The sequence below is a fragment of the Nitrospira sp. genome (assembly GCA_030653545.1).
Lineage (GTDB): Bacteria > Nitrospirota > Nitrospiria > Nitrospirales > Nitrospiraceae > Nitrospira_D.
This window is the reverse complement of sequence record JAURZE010000005.1, coordinates 86,743-103,165: the sequence shown is the minus strand read 5'-3', so window position 1 is coordinate 103,165 and position 16,423 is coordinate 86,743. Positions and strand designations below refer to the sequence as shown.

General features: G+C 61.6%; 21 protein-coding genes. 1 reads left to right on the top strand and 20 read right to left on the bottom strand.

All coding sequences use genetic code 11. The features are described 5' to 3' along the window. Positions 1-66: 66 nt before the first annotated feature. The 5 genes from Q7U39_00900 to Q7U39_00880 all read right to left on the bottom strand — a co-directional run bounded on the left by Q7U39_00900 (position 67) and on the right by Q7U39_00880 (position 3,196). Positions 67-687 (bottom strand): hypothetical protein, encoded by a 621-nt coding sequence (locus Q7U39_00900; GenBank protein ID MDO9116488.1) that lies wholly within the window; start codon positions 685-687, stop codon positions 67-69. 86 nt (positions 688-773) lie between these two features. Continuing rightward, positions 774-1,454: a peptidoglycan-associated lipoprotein Pal gene (gene pal, locus Q7U39_00895; GenBank protein MDO9116487.1), complete on the bottom strand. Its 681-nt coding sequence runs from the start codon at positions 1,452-1,454 to the stop codon at positions 774-776. 17 nt (positions 1,455-1,471) lie between these two features. Next, positions 1,472-1,819, bottom strand: a complete 348-nt coding sequence (locus Q7U39_00890; GenBank protein ID MDO9116486.1) for a hypothetical protein — start codon at positions 1,817-1,819, stop codon at positions 1,472-1,474. Between the two features lie 376 nt (positions 1,820-2,195). After that, a complete protein-coding gene (locus Q7U39_00885) occupies positions 2,196-2,792 on the bottom strand; it encodes a superoxide dismutase family protein (protein ID MDO9116485.1) in 597 nt (198 codons plus the stop codon). A 26-nt stretch (positions 2,793-2,818) separates the two neighbouring features. Beyond that, positions 2,819-3,196 (bottom strand): PepSY domain-containing protein, encoded by a 378-nt coding sequence (locus Q7U39_00880; GenBank protein MDO9116484.1) that lies wholly within the window; start codon positions 3,194-3,196, stop codon positions 2,819-2,821. A 907-nt stretch (positions 3,197-4,103) separates the two neighbouring features. Here Q7U39_00880 and Q7U39_00875 point away from each other — a divergent pair. Further along, positions 4,104-4,385: a hypothetical protein gene (locus Q7U39_00875; protein ID MDO9116483.1), complete on the top strand. Its 282-nt coding sequence runs from the start codon at positions 4,104-4,106 to the stop codon at positions 4,383-4,385. On the opposite strand, the gene Q7U39_00870 is transcribed toward Q7U39_00875, so the two are convergent. The 15 genes from Q7U39_00870 to Q7U39_00800 all read right to left on the bottom strand — a co-directional run bounded on the left by Q7U39_00870 (position 4,372) and on the right by Q7U39_00800 (position 16,403). Beyond that, positions 4,372-5,889, bottom strand: coding sequence for a DegQ family serine endoprotease (locus Q7U39_00870; protein MDO9116482.1), 1,518 nt, complete (start codon positions 5,887-5,889; stop codon positions 4,372-4,374). The two genes, Q7U39_00875 and Q7U39_00870, sit on opposite strands and share 14 nt — an antisense overlap. Positions 5,890-5,920: 31 nt before the next feature. Next, positions 5,921-6,472, bottom strand: coding sequence for a hypothetical protein (locus Q7U39_00865; protein MDO9116481.1), 552 nt, complete (start codon positions 6,470-6,472; stop codon positions 5,921-5,923). Positions 6,473-6,502: 30 nt separating this feature from the next. Then, positions 6,503-6,628 (bottom strand): hypothetical protein, encoded by a 126-nt coding sequence (locus Q7U39_00860; GenBank protein MDO9116480.1) that lies wholly within the window; start codon positions 6,626-6,628, stop codon positions 6,503-6,505. Positions 6,629-6,689: 61 nt separating this feature from the next. After that, positions 6,690-7,172, bottom strand: a complete 483-nt coding sequence (locus Q7U39_00855) for a hypothetical protein (protein ID MDO9116479.1) — start codon at positions 7,170-7,172, stop codon at positions 6,690-6,692. 340 nt (positions 7,173-7,512) lie between these two features. After that, entirely contained in the window at positions 7,513-8,232 is a 720-nt protein-coding gene (locus Q7U39_00850) for a DUF2459 domain-containing protein (GenBank protein MDO9116478.1), read from the bottom strand. A gap of 80 nt (positions 8,233-8,312) precedes the next feature. After that, entirely contained in the window at positions 8,313-9,620 is a 1,308-nt protein-coding gene (locus Q7U39_00845; GenBank protein ID MDO9116477.1) for an MFS transporter, read from the bottom strand. Between the two features lie 224 nt (positions 9,621-9,844). Then, complete coding sequence (locus tag Q7U39_00840; GenBank protein ID MDO9116476.1) at positions 9,845-10,183, bottom strand: hypothetical protein; 339 nt, start codon at positions 10,181-10,183, stop codon at positions 9,845-9,847. A gap of 18 nt (positions 10,184-10,201) precedes the next feature. Beyond that, the gene (locus Q7U39_00835; protein MDO9116475.1) at positions 10,202-10,639 is read right to left on the bottom strand and encodes a M28 family peptidase; all 438 of its coding nucleotides are present in this window, start codon (positions 10,637-10,639) and stop codon (positions 10,202-10,204) included. Positions 10,640-10,720: 81 nt separating this feature from the next. Continuing rightward, positions 10,721-10,903 carry a cation transporting ATPase C-terminal domain-containing protein gene (locus Q7U39_00830; protein MDO9116474.1) on the bottom strand — a complete coding sequence of 61 codons (183 nt, stop codon included), beginning with the start codon at positions 10,901-10,903 and terminating at the stop codon, positions 10,721-10,723. Continuing rightward, positions 10,894-11,352, bottom strand: a complete 459-nt coding sequence (locus Q7U39_00825; protein ID MDO9116473.1) for an MgtC/SapB family protein — start codon at positions 11,350-11,352, stop codon at positions 10,894-10,896. The genes Q7U39_00830 and Q7U39_00825 overlap by 10 nt, the downstream gene beginning before the upstream one ends. Positions 11,353-11,372: 20 nt before the next feature. Beyond that, the gene (locus tag Q7U39_00820; protein ID MDO9116472.1) at positions 11,373-11,825 is read right to left on the bottom strand and encodes a hypothetical protein; all 453 of its coding nucleotides are present in this window, start codon (positions 11,823-11,825) and stop codon (positions 11,373-11,375) included. Between the two features lie 255 nt (positions 11,826-12,080). Beyond that, positions 12,081-13,133, bottom strand: coding sequence for a hydrogenase expression/formation protein HypE (gene hypE / locus Q7U39_00815; protein ID MDO9116471.1), 1,053 nt, complete (start codon positions 13,131-13,133; stop codon positions 12,081-12,083). Positions 13,134-13,159: 26 nt separating this feature from the next. Further along, entirely contained in the window at positions 13,160-14,293 is a 1,134-nt protein-coding gene (gene hypD, locus Q7U39_00810; GenBank protein ID MDO9116470.1) for a hydrogenase formation protein HypD, read from the bottom strand. Beyond that, positions 14,280-14,528, bottom strand: coding sequence for a HypC/HybG/HupF family hydrogenase formation chaperone (locus Q7U39_00805; protein ID MDO9116469.1), 249 nt, complete (start codon positions 14,526-14,528; stop codon positions 14,280-14,282). The genes hypD and Q7U39_00805 overlap by 14 nt, the downstream gene beginning before the upstream one ends. A 144-nt stretch (positions 14,529-14,672) precedes the next feature. Next, the gene (locus Q7U39_00800; protein MDO9116468.1) at positions 14,673-16,403 is read right to left on the bottom strand and encodes an HAD-IIB family hydrolase; all 1,731 of its coding nucleotides are present in this window, start codon (positions 16,401-16,403) and stop codon (positions 14,673-14,675) included. Positions 16,404-16,423: the final 20 nt, after the last annotated feature.

Here is a 16,423-nt window from a genome sequence, read left to right as displayed (position 1 = left end):
CGGAAGTCTTCGCCAGGCCCGCGTGCGCCCACGATGCCGCGCGGGCGACGCTGCTCGTCGCGATAGTCATTGCAGCCTAAGCCTGCGCTGTTCAACCTTTACGTCGCGCATGAGCTTGTCGAAGCTCTCGTTAAGGATGTCATTGAGTAACGCCTGGGCATCGTCCGGTACGAACCAGAACACGCGGTCCGAGCCCGCGCTGCTCAAAGTCATCCGCACCTGGCTCTCGTCGCCGGTATTCCTCGCCTGAACAGCCAGCCTGGAGCTGCCGGTCAATTTCGTCGACCCGACGCCGCTCTTGGCGTCCACCGCAAGATCCAGGATCCTCCCGGAGAGGATCACATCGGCATGATTGTCCGCGGTGCCTGGCTTAACGACCTGCCAGCCTCTCGCCGCCAGATAGTCCGCCAACGCCTGCGCCGCCGCCTCGCCGGGCAAGCCGCCCGGCACATTGAACACGCTTTCGCCTCCCCACAGGTGGGTGCGGACCCCGAGGCGATTCTTCTCCTGACGCTGGTCTTCAAAGGGCGCGACCGACACCCGCACGGCGTCCGGCGGTTTGGCCGCGTGGCCCGCACTGAGCGGGGCCGGCTGAAGCTGAATGGGAATGATGTTGCCTTTCCCGGCGCAACCGACTGCACCCATCAGGGCGACACCAGAAACGAACGATGCGATCAGACTCCGCATACATGACCTCCCTCTTGTGCGATCCGGCCCCGCTTCCTGCGCCCCTGCGATCGACCGGCGGTGGAAACCAGGCAGGACCGGCGTTCTTACGGCTTTCTGAAATGCGCGCGGCGATTCGACTGCCAGCAGGCCTCACTATGTTCCGCGCAAAATGGCCGTTCCTTGCCATAACTCACCGTCTCGAGCTGCGACGCAGGCACACCCAACTCCTGCAAGTAGCGCTTCGCCGCGTTGGCTCGCCGCTCGCCTAAAACCATGTTATAGGCCAGCGTCCCGCGTTCATCGCAGTGGCCTTCGATCATAATCTTGACGGCACGATCCTGTTTCAGCGCCCGCGCATTGGCTTCCAGAACCGCTTGCGCCTCAGTCCGAACGGTATACTGATCAAAGTCGAAATAGACATCGGCCAGCGACAGCGGCTGGACTGCGGGAGCCGGTGCCATTGGTTCTTCTGCGACTCGCGCTTCTTCCACCCGCGCCGGCGCGGGCGGCGCCACCGTAGCAGCAGGGGGTTTGGGCGAAACGGAAGGTTCCCCCTTCGGTAGCTCCACGGACGCGGGCGGCACTGGCACAACAGGCGCCACCGTCGCTTCTTCGACCTTCGCTTGCTCGACGACCGGCGCGTCAACCCGCGGCGATAGCCCGGGCACAAATGTCTGATCCGACACCGAGGTGTTGATTCTCCGGCCGGCGCATCCGGCCAGCATCTCCAGCAAGATCACGCACCCGATTAGACCCGTCGCGCGTATCACGGATAGAGGCCCCATGCGACATCCCCTCCTCATTATTGGACATGAATCGATCGAGCCGTCAGACCGTCCGGCTGCTTCAGATACCCCAGCACGACTTTCTCCCCCACGTGAATTTCGGCCAGCGCGACCGCCCGTTTGCCTCTCGACACGTGAGTACCTGGTGGCACCGTCGCCCCGACGATGAGTTCCTCCCGGTTCGGCATCGTCACTTTCACGACGATGGCCGGGGGGTCATCCTTGAGATTCGTGGCGACCACCTCGCCTTGGACAATCCGCATCGTGACGCGCGATTCAGCGAGTGCGGATGACTCGATCAACCCGGCTGTCAGGCACAACATCAGTCCATACGCGAATACGTTCAGCCTGTTCTTCATATTCATAACCTGCTCCTCTCGCTCCCCCGGAGAAATCCTGCACCATCGCTCATTGAGCAATGGACTGCACGCTCAATGCCAGCGACACACCACCAGGCATTGGAATAAGACCCCTGAAAGTCCACACGTTATATCGGGCGATTACCACGCAGCGAAAAGAATGCCGCAAACGGTTGGGGCGTTTCAGACCAGGACGCGCGCGCGCCTCATCGCCAAACACCACAGGAACCAGGAATCCTCTCCGGACGATGCGATCGCCCGGAGGCCTATCGCCATGATCGCGAAACCGAGAAGAGCCGCTCCGCTCGCCATCGGTGACTCCCGGCTTGTCAGACGATTTCCTCCGCCCCATCTCAGCCGATCCCGATCCGATTGTGCCGAGTTACCCTTTTATAATCACGCCGCAAGCAATCCTGGGTCCACCGGGCGCGTCTTTGTTCGGCGGATCAGGAAGATACTGGTCCTCCAGCTCATGGATGACGAGGGCGCTGCCGTCCTGGTCGAACAGCGTATTGAGTCCCGGCGACAAGGTGATGCGGCTGGTCACTGTGATCAGCGAGCCCCTGCGCTCCCCGTTCGGCAACTCGGTCACCAAAAGGTTTGGAAGGTCGCCGAGATGGTACGGATGGTTCTCTAAGCCGGGACTGACATTGGCCTGAGGATTGGCGGCCGAGTCCACATTCCCATCGAAGTGCCCCTGCGCGGCGGAAAAAGGCTCGCATTGTCCCGTCTCATGAATGTGGATGGCATGACGTCCCGGAGTCAGCTTGCTGGCCGGCGTCCCAGTCAGCGTGAGCAGAAGGCGCACCCGGCCTTCGCGTGCTTCGAGGAGCGTGGCTTCTCCGACAATCCCCAACCCGCTGAGCACAACCTTGGCCGTGAATGGAGTAAGGTGCTCGCCCGTATAGTGCCGCGTGCATCCGACCAGCGAAAGCGCGCCGATCATCCCTATGATCAGCCACAGCTTCGATCGATCCATGAGATTTCCTCTCGGCGTCTCATCGTTCATGGCTGATGCTCCCGCTTGCGTTCGCGCGGTTTCTCCCGTTCTGCCTCTTTCTCTTCCACATCGATGACGCGGCCAGAATCCGCGTCCACATGCACGGTCAGGAGTCTGTTCTCCAATGTCACCACCTCGACTTCCCACACCAGCTTCCCATGCTTCTTCTCAAGCTCCGCCTCGATAACCTTGCCATGCACTTTATCGGAGACAGTCTTGGCAGCCTGCTCGATGGTGACCTTTGCCGCCGCCGCCATCTCGATCTTGTCCTTTGTCTCCGCTTTGTTCTTTCCAGCCTTCTCGTCGCTCCAGGCCTCGTTTCCAAACGCCAACACCAGACCGCCAACGACAGCGAGCGTGATCACAAGTTTATGCATCGTCATGCTGTCATCCTTGTCGGCAGCGTGGCCGTGGTCACCGCATACAGTCCTGGCCCTTTCACCATCAACCCCACCTGCCCAGTTCGACTCATCCAATCGATTTCACTGAACGCCTGGTTCCAGGCAGGATGCCAGACAGAAGCGCATGCCATCTTCGATGGCGCACTCGGGATTGCGCGCAGCCCGGTCCAGGATACGATCTGTTGCTCTGTAGTCATGCATCCCGTCTATACGTCCTTCTTTTTCCCACTCAGGATCGTCGCCGCGATGTCGCAATCAGGCAGTGCAGTTAGCATGCCGGTCACAGCGCGAGCGCGAAATGGTTGGGGCACAACAGATAGAACAAGGTGGCAAGCGAACGATCGTCACCAGGCTGAAGAGGTGCGTTCAACTCTGTGGGGAGGGAAGCGTCAGCCATGCTGTGCGGCCTGACGCCAAACGCCCCAGGCTTCTGGAAACAGTCGTACGAATCATGTTGAGCTGGATACCTTCAAATTCTGTGCGCTCATGCACCCGGCCCGTGTGTCCGCGCACTGCGTTCTCCTGTTGTTCCTTCCTGCGGCTTCCCTGTCCAGGAAATTAGACGTGAGGGAGGATCTCTTCTCTTGCCTTGCGGACTAGTCGCCCATCCACACAAACTTCTTGCTGGCGCAGACTGCCCCGTAAACCCCATAACAGGAGGGACGGCATTTCATACTGCTCCGGATCACGACACGCACGAGATCTTGATCGCACTCGCCGGGCTAGAACATGACCGGCTGCGGGTTCCGGGCTCCCCAGCCGGTTCCCGTCGCAGATCTATTCACTCAGCGAGACGTGACCTCCGCGGTGCTAGCCGTGATCGGTATCGACATTGCATTATGACGCGTAGCCCTCGCCAGCACGTATGACCCACCAAAGGAGGCGTCCGATGTCTACCCTCTTGGCAGTCGATCTTCTCCCCTCACGTCTGACCCATCACGAAGTGGCCACCCTCTTCGCATGGTGTCCCGGCTTTCTCCGCAGTGCGCTGGTCGTCAACGCCCAGGGCCGGTCGGTCGGATCTGCCGTCATCGAAGTCTCGAATCCGAACGATGCGCATCGGCTCATTCAGATCATGGATGGGATCGAGCTTGCCGGAGCGGCAATCCGTGTCTCCCGATTGGAAGGCCCGCCACAAGAACGCCGCCTCGGGCATTTCATTCCGGTTTGATCGACAGAAAGATCGACGCCGTGCCGCGATGCACGAGCAGCAGGGCCGAAGCTTCCGGCTCCAGCTTGTCCACGAGGCGCTCGAAGTCCTCGACTGTGCGCACTCTCTTCCGGTTGATTTCTCGGATGATGTCGCCTTGCCTAAGCCCGGCCCGATCCGCCGGACTGCCACGTTCGACTTCGGTCACGGCCACGCCCCCGTCGATTTTGAGACGTTTCAGATCTTCCGGCGCGAGAGGTTCGACTCCCACGCCGGCCAGCGCATGCTCGCCCCGTCCCCTCTCGCCTGGACCGCGCGCCTTGGAGACGGTCTTTGGCAGTTCACCGATGGCAACCTTGACGTCCCTCATCTTCTTGTCTCTGAAAATAGTCACGGTGACCGTCGTGCCTGGTTCCGTGTCTGCGACCAAGGAGCGCAACTGCACCGGGTCCTTCACAGCCACATTGTTGTACGCCGTGATGATGTCGCCGCGCTCCAGTTTCGCTTTCGCGGCCGGGCTGTCCTCCATCACATCGGAGACCAGCGCACCCTTCGCTTCTACCACGTCGAATTGTTTGGCCAGCTCATCTGTGAGCTCCTGGATGGAGACTCCCAGCCACCCGCGGACGACCTTCCCGTGCTTGATCAGGCTGGTCATCACGCTGCGGACCATGTTGCTCGGAATGGCGAAGCCGATCCCCATGTAGCCGCCCGTCCTCGTAAAGATCGCCGTACTGATGCCGATGAGTTCCCCGTTCAAATTGACGAGCGCGCCGCCGGAATTGCCGGGATTGATGGCTGCGTCGGTCTGGATGAAATCTTCATAGTCCACAATGCCCATGTTGGCCCGGCCCACCGCGCTGATGATGCCCATCGTGACGGTCTGATTGAGCCCGAACGGATTCCCGACCGCCAGGGCGACCTCACCCACTTGCAGCCGGCTCGAATCGCCCCAGGGGAGCGTCGGGAGATTGGCCGCCTCGATCTTGACCACGGCAAGGTCGGTCTTCGGGTCGGCGCCGATGAGTGTCGCTTTCAGGCGGCGTTTGTCCGGCAGCAGGACGATGATCTCCTCGGCCTGTTCGATCACGTGATGGTTGGTCACGATATAGCCGTCCGCGTTCACGATGACGCCGGATCCGAGCCCTTGCTCCTGCCGTTCTTGAGGAGCCGGAAACCGTCGCTCGAACGGCTCACCGAAAAATCGCCGGAAGAACGGATCGTCGAAGAAGGGGGAGGGTCCGGGAAATGGCTGCTGGCGGGCGGCACGCTTGCGTGTCGAAGCGATGGTGACGACCGATGCGTTCGCCTGTTTCGCCACGGCAATAAAGGTTTCGTTCGCCAGCGCGATCCCAACCGTCTTGGTAGGAGCCGCAGAGATCACCGGCGGAGGGGACGACACGCCGGAGCTCTCTCCCTGGGAACAATTCACGAACCCGAACAACAAGAGTGCGATCACACCCAGCGCAACGCCTCCCCTTCGCGACGGCGCCGCCTTTCTCCATCCTCTCGATGAGCCCTTCATATCTGGACCTCCCCATTCTGTTTCCTCGCTCTTACCTGCTTGCGTCCGAAGGAGCTTCCGTCTTCGCGACGGGCCTGCGCTCCGGCGTTGGGATCGGAACCTTGCACCATTTCCGGCGTGCCTGCTCCTCTTGAGCGGCGTCATACCGGCGCGCAAGTTCCTGATCGGTCATCGTCAACGTAAGCGCGATCAGCACATGCGCGTCGTGGACATAGTGCCGCTCCAAGAGGACGAGACGGGTCTGCGCGTCTTCCCAGACCGTTCCCCAGCGGCTGAGGTCTCCATGCTCCCGGTCGAAATCCTCTTCGCGATCCAACCTCGGTGGGCCATAGGCGTCTTTTAGCTGTGCCAGCAATCCAACGGCTCCCTGCGGGAGCCGATCTATCCGGTAGGAGATTCGGATTTCATACAGTCGGGCAGAAAAGAACCGGTGCTCCACCCGCTTGAGATGGCGGTCGGCAGGACTGCCTGTCAGGAGGATCGTCCCCGCTTCTCGCCGTCTGGTCTTCTCCAGACCTGGCTTGAGTCGCAAGATTTCGCCCAACTCCATACCGAGTCGGGCCTGCTCAAAGACCCGCGGCAAGGCAGAAGGGCTTTCCCCCCTTGCCTGCCCTTATCCCAGCATCACTCCGATCAGAATCGCACAAGACCAGACGCACACGTTCATGCGGCTCACCGTCTTCATGCGGCGAGCCGTTACCCTGCCGATCCTACCCACAGCCAGCGTATCGTCGGTCACGCCCTAGTTCCCCTGTTCGGTCTTCCATGAGATTGAGGGAGCGAAGCTGACCGGCATAGCCCTATTGCGGCAACCGCGGTGACGTGGGTCGGCGAGCCACGCGCCCCTGTTCCGCATACCGGCCCTGAGCCACGGGGTCCACAACATGCCCGCACTGCACGCAACGCCAGCCCCAGACCTCGACCGGACCACTGTCGAGCAAGACTTCAGGCAATTGTTCCGGGACGAGCAACCCTCCGCAGCGGCGGCACCCACCGTGATCCTTCCGCTTCTCTTCGGCGAACTCAGGCCCTATGCCTGCGCGGCCACCTGAGCCGACCGGTGTGGAACTCGTTAGCTTCTCCAATCTGATATGGTAGACACCCGGTTTTTCTTGGCTGAGCTGAACCCGTCTCTCCCGGCTCAACCGGTCCACCTCGGAAAAGATCTGATTCCAAGAAAGCCCCTGGCACACAGTGATGAGCTGCTCGAAGGAGCAGCCTGTGCCTTGCGCAACCGCCAACGCTTCCATGATCAACTCTTCTGCTGTCGCTTTGCGTGCCATGACACCTCCTCCCTGCAATGCCTCCAAGGACCTCTGGTCTCAGAGGAACTGAGCAAATTGGATGCCACTGCGAGATGATTGTAGAGAGAGAGGCGGCCCCTCACCATATAGGGGACGACGCAACCACTCGCACAAGAGCGCGACCGGCGTGAAGAGGCGCTGATGGAGTTGCCTGGGGAGTAACGGGACAACGCCGGCAACGAGTCTGTCGCCGAACGCCTCACGCGAGATCGCCCTCCCGACCTGCCAGTGTCGTCACTGTCAGGGGACATTGGTTGCTCTGGTCACTCTTGGGAGACGCATCAACGAACCGATGACGACAATGCGGTCTTCGTGAAACTCACTTCATCGGCTCATCCGGTGAGGCCTCTACCGCATATCCAGAATCCACGCGGGCCGTCCGCCGCAGTTGCCAGGCGAGACTGGTCCGGTTGAAGGCCCAGAGTGCTGAGATCGGCAAGCCGGCTTCGCGCAGCGCAGACGCCGCATACTGGTGACAGGTATGCAACACATGGTAGGAACGGACAGCGGGATAGAAGGTAGATCGACTCAGCGAGGCGATGGGTTCATCACCGGAAACGGTCGCACGCAGATGACGGCGCAATCGCCGAAACCCCTCGTCGCTCACCCGAAAGACGAAGAGATCGGAAGGCGGCTGCGGCGTGCGATCCGCCCACACCTGCTCATACTGCCCGACTTCGACAACCCCCTCGGTCGGCCAGAAGAGCGCCCGCAACATCCCGGTTAGGCCTCGCCGGTCCTCCAGATACCAGGCGCGCTCGGCATAGCCCCATTCTTCATAGAAGTGCTGCGTGCTGCGCGATGAGTGCTGTGGCGAAGTTCCTTTCTCGAAACTGAATGGCGACGGCTGATCGTAGCCTGCTGGTTGAACCGGTAAGGCGATGACGGCATGCCACGTATCGAGCGACACGTAGATGGTTTGCGCGGCGGAGTCCGGAGACGGCGGCCACCAGCCCTCGACCGGCGAGGCACAGGCCGAGAGCAGAAGGCTGACCGAGAAGCAGAGTACCGCTGCGATCGAATCACGCGACCGTTGCATGTTGTGACGCCTTTCCATGCATCATGGCCTACGGGACGCCGTCAAAGACCGGAAGAACGCGTTCAGGACACCGCACAGTCTCACTCGCGGTCCTGCGGAGAATCCGAAAGACCGCCACCCACCCGGAAAACGACTCCAGCCACGAATGATAGGAACGCCCGGCCAAGCAGCCACAGCGCCCAGAGCGCACCAGCTCCCGCGATGCCCGATGCGGCCAGGAAGATTTCCCTCGGCGAAAGACCGAGACGGGAAAGCATCTCGACGCTCAAAGACCCGATTATGACACCGCCAAATACGAAAACATTGGAAAAGGCGATCACGGCCCCGCGCCGATCACCCGGCGACTTCCATTGAATCAGCACGTTCAGCGGAACGACCACCAATCCACTGGCGAGACCGAGCAAGGCCATCAACAGAAAGGTACCCCCCACACCCGGCGCATGCAAACCGATCAGCAAGGTTACCAACGCGATGCCCAAGGCGCCAGAAGGGATCAAGCCGTACTCGACAGTGCCCCGCGACAGCCTGCCTGCCAGCAAACTTCCCACTCCGATCCCGAACGCGAGCACGGTGAGCGGCAGGCCGACCATGGCTTCGGAGAGGCCCAAGACCGCCTTGGCGTAGACCAGGATATCCTGACTGACCAGGCTCGCCAACGCCCAGAAGAAGATCGTCCCGGCGACCGCGCCCCGAAGAACCCGGTCGGCGCGTATCGCGGCCCAGGCGCCCCGCACCGCGGCGCTCACGCCACCCTCCGATCTGGCGGGCGGCACGATCGGGATCGCCCAGGAGACCAGAAACCCCGCCAGTGCCAGCACGGTTAACGCCAATCCCGCCAGCCAAGGCGCGTTGCCTGCGAGCCCGAGCAACAGGCCTCCCGAGTAGGTCCCCAAGATGATGGCAAAGAAAGTCCACATTTCCAGGAGACCGTTTCCTTCAGGGAGTTGCTCCTGCGGAAGCAGTTCAGGAAGAATTCCATATTTAGCGGGACTTAAGAGCGCGCTTTGCGCCCCTGTGAGACCGAGCACAATGAAGAGGAATACCAGGCCGCCGGCCGGATCGGCCAGCAGGGCAAGCGTCCCGCCTGCCATGAGCGCCACCTCGACCCCCTTCAAAACAATGATTAGCGTGCGTTTACTCATTCGATCGGAGAGAATCCCGGCCGGAAGCGACACCAGCATCAGCGGCAACGCTAAGACCAGAAAAGCCACGGTCACCTGCGTCTGCGCCGCGGCTTCGAACTCAGGCCCAGCACTTCCAAACTTCTCTGCCACGCTCCTGATTCCCAAGAACGCCACGATCAATTTCCAGGCATTATCGATGAACGCCCCCAAGAACTGCGCAATCAGCAGGGGGGCAAGCACGGATCGAGAACCTCTGCTCTGCATCGACTGTTCCCTCCGTGGTCTCGACAGGGTTGTTCCCAGCTCAATCCGCCACCTGCTGGATTGATGAGCCCGAGATTGAGTACGGGCAGCAGCGCGATGGCTCCGGCGATCCACAGGACGATGATCGCGTTCATCCGATCACCGGCGCTCATCCAGCCCCGGGAGGGTGCCGGCGAGGCCGCGTACCAAGTATCAACTGGGCCATGGCCCAGTAATCCAGCGTATCAGGTAGATCGGTGGGGCGATAGTAGTGGGGATTGCGGAACAGAGCCGTGTCCGTCACCAATTACGGCCGGGTAGCCCTCACTCCAGAACGCTCCATGATCGGACCAGTCTAGACCCGGCACCCACCAGGGCCCGGTGTAGGTCTCAACCAGTAAGTCTATATGAGCTGTGAGCCCATCCCGGACCTGTATCTGCAATGGTTGCGAGTCGGTATTGTTGACGATCGTGACGAAGTTGCCGGTCGTCGGATAGCGCCAGCGCAGCCAAAACACAAGACAGGGAAACGACTGCCTTCCCGGCTCTTCTGCATAGTACCCGACTGATTCGAGGCAGAGCATGGCTTCGACCTATTCTCCTCACTCCTTGGGGAAGCGCGCGTAGATGCGGCTGCCCATGTGCCGGCTGCGGAAAAACGGCGGCTCCTCTAATGTAAAGGCCACGAACCGCACGGTCTTCCGGAAGCGTGTCTGCGCATGAAGGCGCGCGAGCTCCAACAACACCGCTACCCCGCTCGCATTGTCGTCCGTACCTGGCGAGTCCGCGACCGAATCATAACGGGCTCCGATCACGCGATCGGGCTGTTCCGCCCCCCGCCGCTCGGCGACGATGTTGCGGACCGCCAATTGCCCCACCGGATAGGTCTGCGCCGTCACCTCATAGCCAAACGAGGCGAGGTGTTGGGAGAGGAACTCGGCGGCGGCGTTCAGGCCGGCCGAATCCTTTAGCTCCGTGGGCCGAGATCGCCGGCGGAGTGCGCACATGGGCGGCGAGCGCGGCTTGCACCGAAGACTCATCCGAAGTTGCACCGGCCAGGCTCCCATCCCATAGCACGCCGAGGCAGGTCAGCGCTGCGGCATCCGGCATCGTCCCCTGCTTCATGCCCACGTCAGCCACCCTCGCTGGGTTATCCAATTCTGGAGTTCGACGCCGATGAACACCACGGACGACAGGACTATACTAAGCAGCAACTCATCCGGATCCAGCGGCTCGGTCTTGAAGATCGGGTTGAGCGCGGGAATATAGATGGTGCCCATTTGCAAGGCGAAAGTCAGGAGCACGGCGCCCAACAGGGGGCGATTGGTCCAGGGAAAAAGGACAACAGCGAGAAGAAGGCCATCACCACACCGGCACTGGCGACAATCAGAATATAGCGGTCGCCGACAGGCAAGGGAATCCCCGGCGCGAGAGCCAGGGCCCCCAGGAGAAAGGTGATGAGGGCCGCCACTTGTGTGGTAACCCCTGGATCCGCGCTTCGGCTCGACTCGTGATACTGCGAGATGGCCAGGAAGACGCCGATCACCCCCATGGCGCCCAGCATGGGCCACATCCCCATCGTATGTGCGACAAATGCGGAGAGGGCGCCGGCCAACGCAATGAGCGGAAAGGTCCGAACGCCGCCGACGCCGGGGCCTTTCTCCTCGTCCCTGGACTGCTGGCGTTGCAGACCGATGAGCGCTCCAGCGCCCAACGCGATCAGAAACCCCCAGAAGATCTCTTCAAAAGCCATCGTCACGATTGCTCGTGCGGCTACGCCGCCTGGACATCCAGCATGAGGAACTCCCCTTTCATCTGCGGATGGAGATCGCAGCGAAAGGGGTGACTGCCTGGGCGTTCGGTCGTAAACCGGATCACCAGGGTTTTCCCGGGATCGACATAGAAGCCCTCGACGCCCTTGCCATAGGAGGCGATCCCTTCGCCTTCCGCATGCACCAGAAGTCCTATCAGCATGGGCGACGTGAAGCCATGCCGGATAATGTCTTCGTTGCGGAGGACGATGACCGTGGGCAATCCAGGTCGGATCGGGGCGGGTTTGGTCAGGAGGAAGGCCGAATCTCGCATGACGATCTCGAGCTGTTGCTCTTGCGCCACATCGATGGAATCAATGGCCGTCACCGGACCGGCTTGGAATACAACCAGGCACGCGAGCGCGACGAGCCCTCGGCTGAAAACACTGGAGATCTGACGTGTTCGTGTCATCATGCACCACCTTCCTCTCGTCTGTATGTGACTATCTTTCGTCTCATCGTCTGGCCGTATACGGATGTCCCCGGCCTTTGCCTTTCGCTACGTCCGTATTCTCCCCCCCCACGGTGAAAGAGCTAGAGCCGCTTCTGCCGCCCCTTATAGAGGACAAAGAGCCCCACCAGCCCCACAAGGACCGCTAACAATCCCAGAAACCCTAATCCCTCCATACAACTCCCTTTCTCGCCATTGGCCTTTCTTGTCTGCCGCCTGTCAGCAAATGCGAGGCAATTGCTCCCCCGACAGCAGATCGAGAATGCGGTGTGTGCCCAGCACCGTGCGCAACACCACGATCGAAGGGCAGTCCTCCGTGACCGTGCCGATCCGAACCGCCTGGTGCGCGACCTTGTGCCGACGCATGGCGGCCAACGCCTCATCCTCATGCGATTCCTGGACGAAGGCAATAAACCGTCCTTCGTTCGCGACATACAAGGGATCGAGCCCCAGCAGTTCGCACGCGCCGCGCACGGACTCGCGCACAGGAATGAGCGGTTCTTCAATGGTCATACCCGCGTTCGCTCCGACCGCGAGTTCATTGAGCGCACTGGCCAGGCCGCCGCGAGTCAGATCGCGCAGGCAATGGACAGGCACTCCGCATTCCAGCAGATCACGCACGACCCGATGCAACGGCGCCGAGTCGCTTTCGATTTCGCCGGTGAAGCGCAACCCTTCACGCACGCTCATCACGGCCAAGCCGTGCGAGCCAAGATCGCCGCTTAGCAAGATCGCATCACCTGCTTTCACCTCTTGTGGGCCGATGCGAATACCAGGCGGCATAACGCCAACCCCGGCGGTGTTGATAAAAATCCCGTCGCCTTTGCCGCGATCCACCACCTTTGTATCCCCGGTCACGACCCGCACCCCCGCCTCTTTCGCCGCCTTGGCCATGGAGTCCACCACATTCCGCAGCGTTTCCATGCTGAGGCCTTCTTCCAGGATAAACCCAGCACTTAGATACAGCGGCATGGCGCCGCACATTGCGAGATCGTTGATCGTGCCATGGACCGCCAAGCTCCCGATGTCCCCGCCTGGGAAGAACAATGGAGACACGACGTAGGAATCCGTGGTGAACGCGAGGGCGCCCTGCTCGACCGGAAACACCGCGCCGTCATGCAACTGCGCCAGCATCGGGTTGTCAAAAGCCCGGACGAATACGTCCCGAATCAACTCCTGCATGAGGCGCCCGCCCCCGCCATGAGCCAGCTGCACGGTCGCGCTTCTCACCGGCACGGAACAATGCAGGTGCAGCGCTTGATCGTCTGCCATGGAATCCTTTCTCCCATTCCCTTTCGCTATGCCGATTGCCTCTCGCCTCTCGCCCCATGCCCCGCACCCCGTCTATAGCGATAATAGGCCGCGCAGGCCCCTTCGCTGGACACCATCGGCGCGCCTAATGGCCGCTCCGGCGTGCAGCGCGTGGCGAAGGCCGGGCAGTCCGGCGGCTTGAGCAAGCCTTGCAACACCAGACCGCTCCGACAGTCGGGATCTTCTGCGCCCACCGAACCGGCTTGAGCGAGCGCGTCACGAAATCGCACCGCCGCATCGAAGCCGGCATAGGCCGGCGTGAGCCTCAGGCCGCTCTGAGGAATGTCGCCGATGCCACGCCAGGCCCGCAGCGTTGGTTCGAAGACTTCTCGCACGGCCGCTTGCGCCGCCACGTTGCCCTCGCGACGCACCGACCTGGCGTACTGGTTCTCGACGACTGCCCGTCCTTCTTCCAATTGGCGAACCAGCATCGCAATCCCTTCCAGGATGTCGATCGGCTCAAACCCCGTGACCACGATGGGCACGCGATAGCGTCGCGCCAGGTCTTCGTACTCTTCATAGCCCATGACCGTACAGACATGACCGGCCGCCAGAAAACCCTGCACGAGACAGCCGGGAGCGGACAGAATGGCTTCCATCGCCGGCGGCACGAGCACATGGGCCGCGAGCAGACTGAAGTTGGTGAGACCTAGGCGCCGCGCCTGGATCGCCGCCATCGCATAGGCCGGCGCAGTCGTCTCGAAACCCACCGCAAAACACACGACCTCGCGATCAGGGTTCGCGCGGGCTAGCTCCAACGCATCCAGCGGCGAATAGACGATGCGGACATCTCCCCCCGCCGCCTTGACGCCGAACAGATCCCCCTGCGAGCCAGGCACGCGCAGCATGTCCCCGAAAGAGCAGAAGATCACGCGCGGCAACGACGCGAGTTGGAGCGCCTGGTCGATTAAGCCGATCGGCGTAACACAGACGGGACAGCCCGGCCCATGCACCAGGGTGAGGTTCGGCGGCAACAAGGCATCGAGACCGAACCGCACAATCGCATGGGTTTGCCCGCCGCAGACTTCCATGATCGTCCAGGGACGGCGCACCATCTGCGTGATGCGATCCGCTAACGTCGCCGCAAGTGTGCGATCTCGGTACTCGTCAACGTATTTCATGGCCTCTCGCCTCTCGCCCATCGAGCTGCGCCATCAATTCTAAAGTTCGTCGCGCCGCCGCCTCATCCAGTTTGCTGATGGCAAATCCCACATGCACGATCACATAGTCTCCGACATCCGCTTCTGGCACGAGCGCAAGCGAGACCTCTTTCATGGTGCCGCCGAAGGATACCGTCGCGGTCCGGAGTTGGTCATCCGCGATACTGAGGACTTGCCCCGGAACCGCTAAGCACATTCCTATTACCTTCTGTTTGAAAAATGAGCCGCCGTCACGACCGCCCGTCCAAGAGAGAGTCCCACGTCATTGGGCGGCACCTGGCGACGTGAACTCGGGAGAGGCGAGCAGGCATGACTCGTGTGGTCTTCTTGTCGTGACCACTTAGCGTAGCGCATTCAGCTCCTCGTACCGCACCGCCACCGTCTGCCGGAGGGCCTCCCGGAGCGTCTTCCCTGTGAGCTGCCGATGCGCCAGCTTCCGCAGGCGTGCGGCAAGATCTGCATCGCCAAGGGCCCCTTCAGCCCACCGTGAGAAATCCTCTCGACGGTCGTGATACTCCAAACTTGCACACGGCACCGTCGGGATGAGCTGTACGAACTCATACAGGCTGGCCGCTTCCTGCCCCACACCCGCCTGCGCGTCCCGAAACCAGAAGCGCTTGCCAGGAGGCAGCGGCCCCTCGAGATACTTGTAGAAGTGCCTGATATGCGGGACCCGGCGGAGAGCCGGTCGCAAGCGGGCCACTTGGCCGTCACACAAGAGTATCTCGCCGGGAGGAATCTCCGCGAAGTTCACCTCTCCAAGCCCGCACTCCCCACAATGCTCTTGCACCGCCCGGACCGCTTCAGGCTCAACCAGTCGAGTCGCCAGGCAATGGTGCACTGAACGGAGCACCCTCGGATCAAGACGATCAGGTCGATACGAAACGACGGCCCATCCACCTTGTTCCAACAGAGGGGCCACCGCGTCCGCCGCCTCTCCCCCGTTCGGCGGGAACAGCTGTTGGGCTTCGTCCAAGACAATCCAATGGGGCCGGTACTTGCGCTCCCGCAACGGACGGAGCGCGCGCACCAACTCGGCCACGTACGGAATGCGCAAGGTGACGGGATATCGGCTGAGATCCAACACCACCGACACGCTCCCAGTTTCCAGCAAGGCCACCACGGCCGACGGGACCGGCATGGATACACGATCTCCCTCTAGAGCCACAAATCGCGGGAGCGCCCGAAGACCGCGGAAGTCTCCTTCAGGGTCCACCAGCAGGACCTGATACTCCTCGTGGTGCAGCCCTTCGGCCAGGAGGCCAACCACCCAGGACTTGCCTGTGCCTGAGTCCCCGAACACCCCAAGGTTTCGCCCAGCGAGACGAGACCCCGGCAGTGACACCTCGATGTTCGCCTTATCCCGCCCGATCACAATGCGCCGCTCCCGGCGCAAGGGCACGTCGAGATATTGACCGGCCAAGGGGTAGCGGTCCAGAATTTCCAGCACGCCTGCCGGCCCCGGACGAGACGCGACGACATCGGCCATCTCCTGAACCGCCGGCACGGCGTCCCCCACGACTACCCCGATTTCGGCCAGCCGGAGCATCGAGACATCGTTCTCGGCATCACCGAACGCCGCCAAATTGTGCGCTGAGAACCCGCAGATGGTGAGGAGTCGCTCTAAGCCCGTCCCCTTCGCCGCTCCAGAGGGCAGCACCATCACCGCCCCTTTGTTATACTCGACCGCTGCGCCGCCACCGTGGGCGCTGAGCACGCGCCACACTTCTTGGTCGTGCGGCACCCAGGTCGCCGCAATGGCCAATCCCCGTTCGAGGGGAATCTCAGCGTCCTCAAGCGCTTTCACGAGGCGTTCCTCGAGCTGCCCGAATGGCAGATAGACCTCACCGGTGGCGGTATGCACTAAGACTGCGCCATTCTCCCACACCACACCGGTGAACACGTCGCCCAGGCGGCCAAGTGGGACGGTCTCAAAGCGCCGGCCCGTGACAAGAAACAGCGCATAGCCTGCAGCACGGCATCGCTCAAGTGCGCATTCGAGGTCACGGGGCACCACCCCATCCACGGCAAGCGTCCCGTCAAAGTCAAACGCCATCACACGACGGTACATGTGTTATCCCTCACATCTGC